Origin of the sequence: Streptomyces sp. G45 (assembly GCF_049542095.1) — a bacterium.
Lineage (GTDB): Bacteria > Actinomycetota > Actinomycetes > Streptomycetales > Streptomycetaceae > Streptomyces.
Map to the genome: position 1 here is coordinate 7,193,539 of NZ_JBMUZU010000001.1, position 14,539 is coordinate 7,208,077.

Genomic DNA, 14,539 nt, shown 5'->3' on the forward strand with positions numbered 1-14,539 from the left:
TACCCGGGGATTGTCGCCTCGTCCGGGCAACCCGGTTAGGCCGAACGAGTTCGGGACCGCGAGGGGACCGTTCCGCGATGACACCGCGTGACCGACGTGTGCGCGGAGTGGAGATCATGTACGTGACGTGAAGGCGCGTGTCAAGACGTGGCCGGAAGCGGCCCCCTCCCGTCGCTGATACCCTGGTAGCCCGTGAGCCGGTGGTCATCGAACCCCCGAACCGCAGCGACGGCACCTCCCCCCGAACCGCCGGGAGGCGCCGGTACGCACCCCAGACCGCGACGCACGGGAGCCCCCTCTTGGCCATGCCACCCACATCCACGACGACCAAGCACATCTTCGTCACAGGGGGTGTCGCCTCCTCGCTCGGCAAGGGTCTGACGGCCTCCAGCCTGGGTGCGCTCCTCAAGGCCCGGGGCCTCAGGGTCACGATGCAGAAGCTCGACCCGTACCTGAACGTGGACCCGGGCACCATGAACCCCTTCCAGCACGGCGAGGTGTTCGTCACCAACGACGGCGCCGAGACCGACCTGGACATCGGGCACTACGAGCGCTTCCTCGACGTCGACCTCGACGGCTCGGCCAACGTCACCACCGGCCAGGTCTACTCGCAGGTCATCGCCAAGGAGCGGCGCGGCGAGTACCTGGGCGACACCGTCCAGGTCATCCCGCACATCACCAACGAGATCAAGCACCGCATCCGCCGCATGGCCACCGACGACGTCGACGTCGTCATCACCGAGGTCGGCGGCACGGTCGGCGACATCGAGTCCCTTCCGTTCCTGGAGACCGTCCGCCAGGTCCGCCACGAGGTCGGCCGGGACAACGTCTTCGTGGTCCACATCTCGCTGCTGCCCTACATCGGCCCGTCCGGCGAGCTGAAGACCAAGCCGACCCAGCACTCCGTCGCCGCCCTGCGCAACATCGGCATCCAGCCCGACGCGATCGTGCTGCGCGCCGACCGCGACGTGCCCACCGCCATCAAGCGCAAGATCTCGCTGATGTGCGACGTCGACGAGGCCGCCGTGGTCGCCGCCATCGACGCCAAGTCGATCTACGACATCCCGAAGGTGCTGCACACCGAGGGCCTGGACGCCTACGTCGTGCGCAAGCTCGACCTGCCCTTCCGCGACGTGGACTGGACGACCTGGGACGACCTGCTCGACCGCGTCCACAACCCCGACCACGAGGTCACCGTCGCGCTCGTCGGCAAGTACATCGACCTGCCCGACGCCTATCTGTCGGTCACCGAGGCGCTGCGCGCGGGCGGCTTCGCCAACAAGGCGCGCGTCAAGGTCAAGTGGGTCACCTCCGACGACTGCAAGACCCCGGCGGGCGCCAAGAAGCAGCTCGCCGACGTCGACGCGATCTGCATCCCCGGCGGCTTCGGCGACCGCGGCGTCACCGGCAAGGTCGGCGCGATCACCTACGCCCGCGAGAACAAGATCCCGCTGCTCGGCCTCTGCCTGGGCCTGCAGTGCGTGGTCATCGAGGCCGCCCGCAACCTCGCGGACATCCCCGACGCCAACTCCACCGAGTTCGACGCCGCCACCTCCCACCCGGTCATCTCCACCATGGCCGAGCAGATGGACATCGTCGCGGGCGAGGGCGACATGGGCGGCACCATGCGCCTTGGCATGTATCCGGCCAAGCTCGCCGAGGGCTCCATCGTGCGCGAGGTGTACGACGGCAAGGAGTACGTCGAGGAGCGCCACCGCCACCGCTACGAGGTCAACAACGCCTACCGCGCCGACCTGGAGAAGAAGGCGGGCATCCAGTTCTCCGGCACCTCCCCGGACGGCAAGCTCGTCGAGTACGTCGAGTACCCGCGCGAGGTGCACCCCTACCTGGTCGCCACCCAGGCGCACCCCGAGCTGCGCTCCCGCCCGACCCGCCCGCACCCGCTGTTCGCGGGCCTGGTGAAGGCCGCCGTGCAGCGCAAGACGGGCAAGTAGTCCAAGAGCGATACGGTTGCCGGGGTGCCGCCCTCACGGGGGCGCGCACCCCGGCTTTCGTATGCGCGTGTGGGAGGACAGGACGACATGACGATCAAGGACACCGCGGAGGAGTGGCAGGTCACGGCGACGGCCACGCCGTTCGTCGGGAACAAGACCTCCGTGCGCACCGACGACGTCGTCATGCCCGACGGCTCGGTGTCCCGCCGCGACTACCAGGTGCACCCCGGCTCCGTCGCCGTCCTCGCCCTCGACGACGACGGCCGGGTCGTCCTGGTGCGCCAGTACCGCCACCCCGTGCGCCACAAGCTCTGGGAGATCCCTGCGGGCCTGCTCGACGTGCCCGGTGAGAACCCCCTGCACGCCGCGCAGCGCGAGCTGTACGAGGAGGCGCACATCAAGGCCGAGGACTGGCGGGTGCTCACCGACGTCTACACCACGCCGGGCGGCTGCGACGAGGCCGTGCGGATCTTCCTCGCCCGGGACCTCGCCGAGGCCGAGGGCGAGCGCTTCGAGGTCGAGGAGGAGGAAGCCGACATGGAGATCGCGCGGGTTCCCCTGGACGACCTGGTACGCGGTGTCCTCGCCGGGGAGCTGCACAACAACTGCCTGGTCGTGGGCGTCCTGTCGCTCACGGCCGCGCTCCGGGGCGAGGGCCTGGACGCGCTGCGCCCGGCCGAGGCGCCGTGGCCCGCGCGGCCGTTCACGGCCTGAGCGGAGCCGTTCACGCCCTCGGCGGGGGTCGCGCCGCGCGCTGGTGTGACCATCTCCTGATCCGATCGGGCGACTTGTGCGCGGCGTACGGCCGGGAAGGCGGCCGGGCCTGAACTAGGCTCTGAAAGCGTCCCGACCGGAGTCCCGGCGGGCTCGTGCGCAGGCGGACGGGAGCGGTACCCGTGACGGATCAGGCCCTCGACACGGACGGGGCGGCGAGCGGCGCCGCCCCGCCGCCCCCGAGCGCGGCGGCCGACCCGGGCCCGGGCCAATTCGTGGGCCGCCACCGGGAGTTGAAGGAACTCCGGGCCGACATCGACCGCGCCGGGCTCGACACCCTCGCGGGCCGCAAGGCACCCCGCGCCCGCGTCCTGCTGATCGCGGGCCGCCCCGGCTCCGGGCGCACCGCGCTCGCCGAGGAGCTGGCCCGGCAGATCCAGGGCGACTACCCCGACGGCGTCCTGCGCGCCCGGCTCACCGACCCCGACGGCACCCCCGTGCCCACCGAGCGCACCGCCCGCGAACTCCTCGACGCGCTCGGCGTGCCCGCCCCCGCCGGGGCCGACGAGGACGACCTGTCCGCGATCCTGCGCACCGCGCTCGCCGACCGGCGCGCCCTGCTGATCCTGGACGACGTGGCCGCCGGGGACGGCTCCCTCGGCGCCGAGCAGGTCGACCCGCTGCTCCCGGACGCCCCCGACTGCCTGGCCGTCGCGGTGTCCGGCGGCCCGCTCACCGGCATCCCCGACGTGCGGCCCTGCACCCTGGGCGGCCTGGACACCAAGGCCGCCCTCGACCTGCTGGCCCGCAGCGCCGGTTCGGTGCGCATCACCGTCGACCCGCGCTCCGCGGAGAGCCTGGTCGAGGCCTGCGGCGGGCACCCGGCGGCGCTCGTCCTGGCTGGGGGCTGGCTCGCCGCCCGGCCCAAGGCCGCCGTCGCCGACCTCGCCAAGCAGGTCCGCGAGCACCCCGAGAGCGGCACCGACGCCCCGGGCGGGCCGGACACCGGCCTCGCCCGCGTCTTCCGGCACGCCTACACCGGGCTCCCCGCCCCCGCCGCGCGGATACTGCGGCTGCTCAGCCTCGCCCCCGCCGGGTACGTCGACCCGCACACGGCGTCCGCGCTCGCGGGCTGCTCGGTGTCCGCCGCGCACGCCACGCTCGACGACCTCGTCGCGCTCGGCCTGCTGCGGTCGGTGGCCTCGGCCCTGCCGCAGTACGAGGTGCCGGGCTGCCTGGTGCCGCTGCTCAAGGAGCTGACGCAGACCCAGGACCGGCCCGGGGAGGTGCAGTTGGCGCGCGCCCGGATGCTGGAGCGGACCGTGCGGCTGCTCCAGTCCTGCCGCGCCGTCACCGAACCCGCCGACTCCGCCGCGCGCAAGCGGCTCGCCGGGCTGCCCCGCGCCCTGCGCTTCCCGACCCCGCGCGCCGCCGCCGAGTGGCTGCGGATCCGGCAGCCCGCGCTGCTGGCCGCCGCCCGGCTCGCGGTCGCCGACGGGGAGCTGGACACGCTCGCCCGGCGCCTGATGTCGGCCCTGGCCCGCGCCCTGGTGGCACACCGCGGCACCGAGGGCGCCGCCGCGGAGCTGTACGGCATCCACCAGCTCGTCCTCGACGTCGCCGAGCGCCGCGACCTGCCGCGCGAGCAGGCCGCCGCGCTGCTCAACCTCGGGGACCTGGACGCCCGCACGGGCCGCACCCACGACGCCCTGGCCCGCTACCGGGCGGCCCTGGACTGCGCCCGGGCCGCCCAGGACCCGTACGCGACGGGCCGCGCGATGGAATCCGTGGGCGGCGCCCACCAGGAGCTGGGCGACTTCCAGCGGGCCGCCGACTGGTACGGGCGGGCACTCGCCCACCGCCAGGCCCGCGGCGAGCGCGCCGACGCCGCCCGGCTGCACGGCCGCATCGCCACCGTGCACACCTACGCGGGCCGCTACGGGGAGGCGCTGCGCAACTGGAGTTCCGCCGCCGCCGGGTACCGCAAGACCGGTGACGTGCCGAGCCGGGCGCGGGCGCTGAGCGAGATGGCGCGGGTGCAGGAGTACGCGGGGCGGCCCGAGGAGAGCCTGCGCACCTGCCAGGAGGCGCTGGAGTGGGCGCGGCGGGCGGAGGACACGCGGCTGCTCGCGGCGCTCCAGGTGCGCCTCGCGGACACCCAGGACCGGCTCGGCGACCCGGCCGCCGCCCGGCTGCACCGCGCCGCCGCCGAGCGCATCCTGGGAGGGGAACCGCGTACGGGATCCGTGGGGCCCGGCGGGCGCGACGGGTCCCCTGGACGTGCCGGTTCCGGCGGAAGTGCCGAGGTCGCGGGGCTGGACCACCCCGATGAAGCAGGCCCTTCCGCCTACGAAATCCGTAGTGCATCCGGCCGGGATTGATGCTTTGGAAGGCTAGACAGCGAGAAATCCTTAATTAGAATGGCTCCGCCGCGTTCTCACGTGGTGTCTTCCGATGCGCTCAGTGCGTACCGGTCTGTACTGCTTTGCCCCATATCCCCCTCTGAGCCAAGGACCGTGATCGACGTGAAGGTCGGCATCCCCCGCGAGGTCAAGAACAACGAGTTCCGGGTGGCCATCACCCCCGCCGGTGTGCACGAGCTGGTGCGCCACGGCCACCAGGTCGTCATCGAGCGGAACGCCGGTGTCGGCTCCTCGATCACGGACGACGAGTACGTCGCGGCCGGTGCCGAGATCCTGGAGACCGCCGACGAGGTCTGGGCCTCGGCCGACCTGCTCCTGAAGGTCAAGGAGCCCATCGCGGAGGAGTACCACCGCCTCCGCAAGGACCAGACGCTCTTCACCTACCTGCACCTGGCCGCCTCCAAGGAGTGCACGGACGCCCTCCTGGAGTCCGGCACCACCGCCATCGCGTACGAGACGGTGGAGCTGCCCAGCCGCGCGCTGCCGCTGCTCGCCCCGATGTCCGAGGTCGCGGGCCGCCTGGCCCCGCAGGTCGGCGCCTACCAGCTGATGCGCGCCAACGGCGGCCGCGGCGTCCTGCCGGGCGGCGTCCCGGGCGTGGCCGCGGGCAAGGCCGTGGTCATCGGCGGCGGCGTCTCCGGCTGGAACGCCGCGCAGATCGCCATCGGCATGGGCTTCCACGTGACCCTGCTCGACAAGGACATCAACAAGCTCCGCGAGGCCGACAAAATCTTCGGCACGAAGATCCAGACCGTCGTCTCCAACTCCTTCGAGCTGGAGAAGGCCTGCCTGGAGGCGGACCTGGTCATCGGCGCCGTCCTCATCCCGGGCGCCAAGGCCCCGAAGCTGGTCACCAACGAGCTGGTCTCGCGCATGAAGCCGGGCAGTGTCCTTGTCGACATCGCGATCGACCAGGGCGGCTGCTTCGAGGACTCCCGTCCGACCACCCACGCCGAGCCGACCTTCCCGGTGCACGAGTCGGTCTTCTACTGCGTCGCCAACATGCCCGGCGCGGTGCCCAACACCTCCACCTACGCGCTGACCAACGCCACGCTGCCCTACATCGTGGAGCTGGCCAACCGCGGCTGGGTCGAGGCCCTGCGCCGCGACCCCGCGCTCGCCCTCGGCCTCAACACCCACGACGGCAAGGTCGTTTACAAGGAGGTCGCCGAGGCGCACGGCTACGAGCACGTCGAGCTGGACTCGCTGCTCGGCTGACGCCGCGACCGACGACGAACGGCAAGAACGTCAACAAAAGTCGTCAATCTCACGCCGACGGCCGGACCTTGCGAGGGGTCCGGCCGTCGGCGGTTCGGCGCGGACACGGTCAACTCGCCGTGAACGTAACCCTTTAACCGTTTCGCCCACCCCGGAAACGTGTGCGCGACCCACCACACGCCCTTGACACCGGGGTGTTCGGTTGCCGACACATCGGGCCGGGTCCGGCGGATTGTGTTGCTGCGGAGCGGTGACACGCCATAGAGTCGCCAACCGTCGGCATGGTGCCACGCTGACCTATCTAGAAATTTCCTGGTCACCAAGGAGGTAAGACGACTTGTGAATGAGTCGACATTTGCTCCCGGGGGTGGTCAACCAGGAATGCCTGGAAGGGGCCAGGGCCCCGTCGGGCTCCAAGGTGTCGGCTCCGTCGCTGTCCGCACCTTCGAAGCCCGCCAGAGTCCGCAGCCGACACAGTCAGCACCCCAGATCATGGATGGCCAACACGTGAACGCCATGGCCGGCGACCGGAGTGGCGACAACACCACCCCTACCCCCCTCGCCGACTACGAGGAACTGCCCCAGGGTCATTTCTACGACCCCGACGCGGAGTACGAGCCCGACCCCGAGTACGCGGCCACGCTCGCCCCCGACGCTGCCCGCCAGCGCCGCGAGCGCATCGGCCCCACCGGGCGCCCGCTGCCGTACTTCCCGATCCCGGGCCCGCTGACCGACCACGGTCCCGCGAAGATCATCGCGATGTGCAACCAGAAGGGCGGCGTCGGCAAGACCACGTCGACCATCAACCTGGGCGCCGCGCTCGCCGAGTACGGCCGCCGGGTCCTGCTCGTCGACTTCGACCCGCAGGGCGCGCTCTCGGTCGGCCTCGGGGTGAACCCGATGGAGCTCGACCTCACGGTCTACAACCTGCTCATGGAGCGGGGCATGTCCGCCGACGAGGTCCTGCTGAAGACCGCGGTCCCCAACATGGACCTGCTGCCCAGCAACATCGACCTCTCCGCCGCCGAGGTGCAGCTCGTCAGCGAGGTCGCGCGCGAGTCCACGCTCCAGCGCGCGCTCAAGCCCCTGATGGCCGACTACGACTACATCGTGATCGACTGCCAGCCCTCGCTCGGCCTGCTCACGGTCAACGCGCTGACCGCCGCCCACAAGGTCATCGTCCCGCTGGAGTGCGAGTTCTTCGCGCTGCGCGGCGTGGCGCTGCTCACCGAGACCATCGAGAAGGTCCAGGAGCGGCTCAACCCCGACCTGGAGCTCGACGGCATCCTCGCGACGATGTACGACTCGCGCACGGTGCACAGCCGCGAGGTCCTCGCCCGCGTGGTCGAGGCCTTCGACGACCACGTCTACCACACGGTGATCGGGCGGACCGTGCGCTTCCCGGAGACCACGGTCGCCGGTGAGCCGATCACGACGTACGCCTCGAACTCGGTGGGCGCGGCCGCCTATCGCCAGCTCGCCAGGGAGGTGCTCGCCCGGTGTCACGCCGAGTGAGTCTGCCCGGAGCCGACGAACTGTTCCGTACGACAGGGGGGATGGCGCTCCAGCCGTCCAGCCCGCGGCGCCAGACCAACGGCGAGGCGCGGGTGCCCGCCCCCGCGGGCGAGAGCGACGAGGCCGCGGCGGAGGAGTCGCACGCCCCCGCCGACGCGCAGGGCGAGGCCGAGTCCGGCGAGCACCCGGCGGACGGCGCCGAGCCGGCGGCCGCGCCCCGCGGCCGCGCCGAGGGCGACGGCGGCAAGCGCGGCGGACGCCGCTCCGCGCAGGAAGGTTCTGGCACCGGGGCCAAGTCCGCGAGCGGCGCCGCCACCACGCAGACGCGCCGCCGCGGCCGGGCCGCCAACCGGCGCCCCAGCGGACGCGAGCGGCACGACGAGAAGATCACCGTGTACGTCTCCGCCGAGGAGCTGATGGACCTGGAGCACGCGCGCCTCGTGCTGCGCGGCGAGCACGGGCTCGCCGTGGACCGCGGGCGCATCGTGCGCGAGGCCGTCGCGGTCGTCCTCGCGGACCTCGAATCGCGGGGGGACGCGAGCATCCTCGTACGACGTCTGCGCGGGCGGTAGCGGTACCTTTCCGCGTGATGTCCAGCACCTCCGCGAGCAGCGCCGCCGCACCCTCGCCGTCCGGACGCCGCCGGTTGGGGTGGGGCGGGGCGGCTGCGGGAGCTTCCCCGGACCCGCCCCCTCCCGAAACCGAGGGGCCGCACCCGGCGGACCCCCCTGATGACGCTCCGGAAGGGTCCGGTGCGACGGCCCACGACGTCGACGAGCGCCAGCAGCCGGACGACGGCCGGTTCACGGTGCGGCTCGACAACTTCGAGGGGCCGTTCGACCTGCTGCTCCAGCTGATCTCCAAGCACAAGCTGGACGTCACCGAGGTCGCGCTCTCCAAGGTAACCGACGAGTTCATGGCGCACATCCGCGCCATGGGGCCGGACTGGGACCTGGACCAGACGACCGAGTTCCTGGTCGTCGCCGCGACGCTGCTCGACCTGAAGGCGGCCCGGCTGCTGCCCGCCGCCGAGGTCGAGGACGAGGCCGACCTCGCCCTCCTCGAAGCCCGGGACCTGCTGTTCGCACGGCTGCTCCAGTACCGCGCGTACAAGCAGATCGCGGACATCTTCAGCGGGCGGCTCGACGACGAGGCGCGGCGCTACCCCCGTACCGTCGGCCTCGAACCGCACCACGCCGAGCTGCTGCCCGAGGTCGTCATCAGCATCGGCGCCGAGGGGTTCGCCAAGCTCGCCGTGAAGGCGATGCAGCCCAAGGCGAAGCCGCAGGTGTACGTCGACCACATCCACGCCCCGCTGGTGTCGGTGCGGGAGCAGGCCGCCGTCGTCGTCGCCCGGCTCAAGGAGCGCGGCGAGGTCAGCTTCCGCGGCCTGATCGAGGAGCTGGGGCCCGACGACACCCTCACCGTCGTCGCCCGCTTCCTGGCCCTCCTGGAGCTGTACCGGGAGAAGGCCGTCGCCCTGGAGCAGGAGGACGCCCTCGGCGACCTGAGGGTGCGCTGGACGGGCGGGGACGGCGACGCGGAACCGACCGTGACCGACGAGTTCGACCGGGCCCCCGAGCCTCGGGAGGAGAAGGCGTGAGCATCGACAGCCCCGTGGGGGAGCTGCGGGCCGAGGTCGCCGAGCTGGACCTGAAGCCCGCCCTTGAGGCCGTCCTGATGGTCGTGGACGAGCCCGCCACCGAGGAACACCTGGCGAAGGTCCTCCAGCGGCCCCGGCGGGCCGTCGCCGTCGCCCTGCGGGAGCTGGCCGACGAGTACACCGCCCAGGGCCGCGGCTTCGAGCTGCGCCTGGTGGCGGGCGGCTGGCGGTACTACACGCGGCCCGCGTACGCCCCGGCCGTGGAGGGCTTCGTCCTGGACGGGCAGCACGCCCGGCTCACCCAGGCGGCCCTGGAGACCCTCGCCGTCGTCGCCTACCGGCAGCCGGTCAGCCGCTCCCGGGTCTCGGCGGTGCGCGGCGTGAACTGCGACGGGGTCATGCGCACCCTGCTCCAGCGGGGTCTGGTCGAGGAGGCGGGCGCGGAACCCGAAACAGGTGCGATCCTGTACAGGACGACGAACTACTTCCTGGAGCGGATGGGCCTGCGCGGTCTGGACGAGCTCCCGGAGCTCGCGCCCTTCCTCCCGGAGGCGGAGGCGATCGAGGCCGAGACGCAGGAAGGACTTCCGTCGTTCGATCCGGACGCGCCCGACGCACCGGACGACGAGACGCAGCCGACCTAAGACGGAACTTTGATGCGAAGCAGCAGCGGCAGGAACAGCAGCGGAAACAACGGCGGGAGCCGTGGTGGCAACAGCGGCGGCCGCGGCAGCAGCGGTGGGCGCGGCAATTACCGCGGCGCCGGGAACAACCGCGACGACAAGCAGGGCGGCGGCCGCCCCAAGAAGCCCCGCCCCGAGGAGCGCCGCTACGACGTGGGCCCCGGCGCCACCCAGGACGGCCCCAAGTCGGGCCGCGGCTCCGCGGCGCGCGGCGGCGCCAAGGGCGGCCCCAAGCGCTCCCAGGACCAGCGCGGCACCGGTCGCGGCCGTCCGGCGCCCGCGCGCTCCCGCGAGTACGAGGCGCGCATGGAGGAGCGCAACCGCGAGCGGTACGCGGGCAAGAAGGACGTGAGGCTCCCCAAGACCTTCCCCGGCGCCGAGCAGGAGGGCGAGCGCCTCCAGAAGGTCCTCGCCCGCGCGGGCTACGGCTCGCGGCGCGCCTGCGAGGAGCTGATCGAGCAGGCCCGCGTCGAGGTCAACGGCGAGATCGTCCTGGAGCAGGGCCTCAGGGTCCGGCCCGAGAAGGACGAGATCAAGGTCGACGGCCTGACCGTGGCCACGCAGTCGTACCAGTTCTTCTCGCTGAACAAGCCCGCCGGGGTCGTCTCCACCATGGAGGACCCCGAGGGGCGGCAGTGCCTCGGGGACTACGTCACCAACCGCGAGACGCGCCTGTTCCACGTGGGCCGTCTCGATACCGAGACCGAGGGCGTCATCCTGCTCACCAACCACGGCGAGCTGGCCCACCGCCTGACCCACCCCAAGTACGGCGTGAAGAAGACCTACCTGGCGCACATCGTCGGGCCCATCCCGCGCGACCTGGGCAAGCGGCTGAAGGACGGCATCCAGCTGGAGGACGGGTACGCCCGCGCGGACCACTTCCGCGTCGTGGAGCAGACCGGCAAGAACTACCTCGTCGAGGTCACCCTGCACGAGGGCCGCAAGCACATCGTGCGCCGCATGCTCGCCGAGGCGGGCTTCCCCGTGGACAAGCTGGTCCGCGTCGCCTTCGGCCCGATCACGCTCGGCGACCAGAAGTCGGGCTGGCTGCGCCGCCTGTCCAACACCGAGGTCGGCATGCTGATGAAGGAAGTCGACCTGTAGGCCCCGCGCCGGATACGTTGACGGCCGCCCGCGCACCCGCGCGCGGGCGGCCGTCGCCGTTCCCGCACCGGCCCCACGGAAGGACGCCCCTCCGCATGACCCGTACGCAGCGCCCCGCGACCGGCGCCCTCATAGGCCTCGCCCTCGGCGACGCGCTCGGCTTCCCCACCGAGTTCAACGACGTGCCGTCGATCCTCGCCAAGTGCGGCCCCTGGCGCGAGATGGAGCTGCCCCGGCCCGCGATCGTCACCGACGACACCCAGATGACGCTGGCGCTCGGCCACGGCCTGCGCACCGCCCTGGAGCACGGGCCGCTCACACCGGCGGGCCTGGAGCGGCCGGTGCGCGAGGAGTTCGTGGACTGGTACCGGTCGCCGGAGAACAACCGGGCGCCCGGCAACACCTGCCTCCAGGCCTGCTACCGCCTCAAGACCGGTGTGCGCTGGCAGGACGCGAGCCAGGTGGGCTCCAAGGGCTGCGGCGCCAACATGCGGGTCGCGCCGGTCGCGCTGGCCCCCGGCCTCGGCGCGGCGGAGCGGGCGGGCGCCGCCCAGCTCCAGGCGGCCCTCACCCACGGCCACCCCACCGCGCTCGCCGCCTCCGACCTCACCGCGTACGCCGTCCGCCTCCTCGCCGAGGGCACGGACCCCGGGCAGCTCGTCGGGCACCTGCGGGCGTACGCGGCCGAGCAGCGCGGCACGTACCACGAGCGCTGGCTCGGCGACCTGTGGACGCACGGCGACGCCGCGAGCGCCGAGGAGTTCATCGCGTACGGCTGGGACGAGTGCCTCGGCGCCCTCGACCGGCTCGCCGCGGCCCTGCGCGGCCCCGACCCGGAGGCCGACCCGTGCGGGGCCACCGGGCAGGGCTGGGTCGCCGAGGAGGCCCTGACCACCGGTCTGCTGTGCTTCCTGCTCTTCGTCGACGAGCCGGTCACCGCGCTGCGCCGGGCCGCGTGCACGGCGGGCGACTCGGACTCCATCGCCTGCCTGGCGGGGGCGTTCGCCGGGGCGCACGGCGGCGCGGACACCTGGCCCGCGGCGTGGACCGACCACATCGAGCACCCCTACCGGGGCGAGCTGCTGGAACTCGGCGCGCTCTGGGACGGCGAGGCATGAGCGTGGACCTGGGCACCGGCATCGACATCGGCGTCGACCTGGGCGCCGTCGTGGCCGAGCAGACCGACCCCCTGCTGTTCGCGACGGTCTCCGGGGCGCATCTGTACGGGTTTCCCTCCCGGGACTCCGACGTGGACCTGCGGGGCGTGCACCTGCTGCCCGTGGCGGCGCTCGTGGGGCTGCGGGAGCCGGAGGAGACCCGGTCGCGGATGTGGGTCCGCGACGGCGTCGAGATGGACCTCGTCACGCACGATCTGCGGAAGTTCGCCCGCCTCATGCTGCGGCACAACGGCTATGTCCTGGAACAGCTGCTGTCCCCGCTGGTGGCGCACACCACCGACACCCACGCCGAGCTGGCCGCGCTTGCGCCGAGCGTCCTGACCAGCCACCACGCCCACCACTACCGGGGGTTCGCCAAGACCCAGTGGCGGCTGTTCGAGAAGAACGGCGAGCTGAAGCCGCTGCTCTACACCTTCCGGGTGCTGCTCACCGGGATCCACCTGATGCGCGCCGGGGCGGTCGTGGCCCATCTGCCGACGCTGGCCGACGAGGTCGCCGAGGCGCCCGCGTACCTGCCCGAGCTGGTCGCCGCCAAGAGCGAGGCCGAGCACGGCGGCGCCGACGTGGACCGCGCGCGGGTCGCCGCCGACGTCGGGAGGCTGCACGCCGCCCTGGACGCCGCGCAGGCCGACTCAGCCCTGCCGGGCGCCCATGACGCCTTCACCGCCCTGCACGACCTGGTCGTCCGGGTGCGCCTGGCAGGCCCGCAGGGCTGACGCTCGGCGCGCGCGGAACAGGAAGTCCTCCACGCGGCGGCGGTCCGGCTCCGGCGGCAGCGGGGTGCGGTCCGCCGCCGCGTCGGCCGCCGCGGCGAGCCGCGCCATCCACGCCTCCACCTCGGGCCAGGGCACCTCGCCGCGCTTGACGGCGAGCAGCGGCTCGCGCTGGTCGCCCACGTCGACGGTCAGCTCGCCGGTCCGCAGCAGGTCGCGGCAGCTCATCAGGAGGCGCAGCAGGTGCATGGCGTGCTTCCACCGCGGGGCGCCGTGCGTGCGGACGTCCGCCTCCAGCTTCCTGCGCTGGCCGAGCGCGTAGCGGGCGAAGGTCTCGTGGGCCTGCCGGGACAGGAAGGCCCCGCGCAGCGCGAGCAGTTCGCGACCGGTGTCCGTGAGCTGCTCCACGTACGGGGAGTGCAGGCACTCCAGGACGTTCGGGTTGGCGCGCAGGGCCAGCTCGCAGAACCGCTCCAGCTCCCAGCTGAACCGCTCCTCGGCCGGTCCGTCCACGTGCGTGGGCGGCTTCTCGAAGCGCCAGTACAGCTCCGTGGGCGCGAGGAAGACGCCCCTGCGGTCGGTGTCGCTGTCGTCGGTGGCCAGGCCGAAGGCGTGCGAGCCCATGACGCAGGCGTAGATCGTGTGGGCGGTGACCAGGTCGTGGGGGCTGTCCATGGCGGCAGCGTACGGTTCCGCCGGGAGAAAGCCCGTCCGGCGTTTGAGGACGAGCCGCGGAGCGGTGATGGAAGCGGGGTGCCAGGGGCAGCCGCCCCTGGTTCGGGAAGGGGCGGGTCTGGGGCTGGGGCGCACCCGCGAGGGAGCCGGGCCTGAGTGGCGAAGCGCCTGCGATCAGGTGACATTGGCAGGGTCCGGCCAGCGAAGCGAAAGGCACGACCATGGCGGGTAACGATCTGGGCGGTCTCCTCGGCGGTCTCCTCGGCGGAGGCGGCCAGGGCGGCGGTCCCTCCGGCGGCGGCAACATCCTCGGCGCCCTGCTCGGCGCGCTCACGAGCAAGGGCGGCGGTGGCAACCCGCTGGGCGGCCTCCTCGACGGGCTCACCAAGGCGGGCCTCGCCGACCAGGCCCAGTCGTGGGTCGGCACCGGCGAGAACCAGCCGGTGACCGGTGAGCAGCTCAAGCAGGCCCTGCCCGACGACACCCTCCAGCAGGTGGCCCAGCAGGCCGGGGTCTCGCCCGACCAGGCGGCCGACGAGATCGCCAAGGACCTGCCGCAGGTCGTCGACAAGCTGACGCCGCAGGGGCAGGTGCCCAGCGGCTCCCTGGAGGACATCATCAAGGAGCAGGGGCTCTGAGGCCCGCGCCGCCCGGCGCCCGCCCGCCCGGCGGGTGAGCGCCGGGCGGGCGTGTCACCGGCGGTGACTAGGCTGTACGGACGACAGACAGGCGCTGCCGTACGTCGGTACGTACGGCAG

At 72.8% G+C, this 14,539-nt stretch carries 12 protein-coding genes and 1 pseudogene; 12 read left to right on the forward strand and 1 reads right to left on the reverse strand.

The window, feature by feature from the left end; translation table 11 throughout:
- Nucleotides 1–305: 305 nt before the first annotated feature.
- The 11 genes from ACOBQU_RS30535 to ACOBQU_RS30585 all read left to right on the forward strand — a co-directional run bounded on the left by ACOBQU_RS30535 (nucleotide 306) and on the right by ACOBQU_RS30585 (nucleotide 13,109).
- The gene (locus tag ACOBQU_RS30535) at nucleotides 306–1,955 is read left to right on the forward strand and encodes a CTP synthase (protein WP_423631477.1); all 1,650 of its coding nucleotides are present in this window, start codon (nucleotides 306–308) and stop codon (nucleotides 1,953–1,955) included.
- 87 nt (nucleotides 1,956–2,042) lie between these two features.
- Nucleotides 2,043–2,669, forward strand: coding sequence for an NUDIX domain-containing protein (locus tag ACOBQU_RS30540; protein WP_423631479.1), 627 nt, complete (start codon nucleotides 2,043–2,045; stop codon nucleotides 2,667–2,669).
- Nucleotides 2,670–2,851: 182 nt separating this feature from the next.
- Nucleotides 2,852–5,050, forward strand: coding sequence for a tetratricopeptide repeat protein (locus tag ACOBQU_RS30545; protein WP_423631481.1), 2,199 nt, complete (start codon nucleotides 2,852–2,854; stop codon nucleotides 5,048–5,050).
- Between the two features lie 135 nt (nucleotides 5,051–5,185).
- Entirely contained in the window at nucleotides 5,186–6,310 is a 1,125-nt protein-coding gene (ald, locus tag ACOBQU_RS30550; protein ID WP_423631483.1) for an alanine dehydrogenase, read from the forward strand.
- Between the two features lie 381 nt (nucleotides 6,311–6,691).
- Entirely contained in the window at nucleotides 6,692–7,825 is a 1,134-nt protein-coding gene (locus tag ACOBQU_RS30555) for a ParA family protein (protein WP_423631485.1), read from the forward strand.
- A complete protein-coding gene (locus ACOBQU_RS30560) occupies nucleotides 7,810–8,397 on the forward strand; it encodes a hypothetical protein (protein ID WP_423631487.1) in 588 nt (195 codons plus the stop codon). The genes ACOBQU_RS30555 and ACOBQU_RS30560 overlap by 16 nt, the downstream gene beginning before the upstream one ends.
- A 17-nt stretch (nucleotides 8,398–8,414) precedes the next feature.
- Nucleotides 8,415–9,428, forward strand: a complete 1,014-nt coding sequence (locus ACOBQU_RS30565; protein WP_423631489.1) for a segregation and condensation protein A — start codon at nucleotides 8,415–8,417, stop codon at nucleotides 9,426–9,428.
- A gap of 2 nt (nucleotides 9,429–9,430) precedes the next feature.
- Nucleotides 9,431–10,072, forward strand: a complete 642-nt coding sequence (scpB, locus tag ACOBQU_RS30570; protein ID WP_423634812.1) for an SMC-Scp complex subunit ScpB — start codon at nucleotides 9,431–9,433, stop codon at nucleotides 10,070–10,072.
- Nucleotides 10,073–10,084: 12 nt separating this feature from the next.
- Nucleotides 10,085–11,215, forward strand: a complete 1,131-nt coding sequence (locus tag ACOBQU_RS30575; protein WP_423631491.1) for a pseudouridine synthase — start codon at nucleotides 10,085–10,087, stop codon at nucleotides 11,213–11,215.
- Nucleotides 11,216–11,310: 95 nt separating this feature from the next.
- The gene (locus tag ACOBQU_RS30580) at nucleotides 11,311–12,333 is read left to right on the forward strand and encodes an ADP-ribosylglycohydrolase family protein (protein ID WP_423631493.1); all 1,023 of its coding nucleotides are present in this window, start codon (nucleotides 11,311–11,313) and stop codon (nucleotides 12,331–12,333) included.
- Complete coding sequence (locus ACOBQU_RS30585) at nucleotides 12,330–13,109, forward strand: nucleotidyltransferase domain-containing protein (RefSeq protein WP_423631494.1); 780 nt, start codon at nucleotides 12,330–12,332, stop codon at nucleotides 13,107–13,109. The genes ACOBQU_RS30580 and ACOBQU_RS30585 overlap by 4 nt, the downstream gene beginning before the upstream one ends.
- Here the strand turns inward: ACOBQU_RS30585 and ACOBQU_RS30590 are convergent.
- Entirely contained in the window at nucleotides 13,026–13,781 is a 756-nt protein-coding gene (locus ACOBQU_RS30590) for a nucleotidyltransferase domain-containing protein (protein WP_423631496.1), read from the reverse strand. The two genes, ACOBQU_RS30585 and ACOBQU_RS30590, sit on opposite strands and share 84 nt — an antisense overlap.
- A 209-nt stretch (nucleotides 13,782–13,990) precedes the next feature.
- Here ACOBQU_RS30590 and ACOBQU_RS30595 point away from each other — a divergent pair.
- Nucleotides 13,991–14,419 (forward strand): annotated as a pseudogene (locus ACOBQU_RS30595) (YidB family protein); the annotation flags it as partial.
- Nucleotides 14,420–14,539 lie beyond the last annotated feature (120 nt).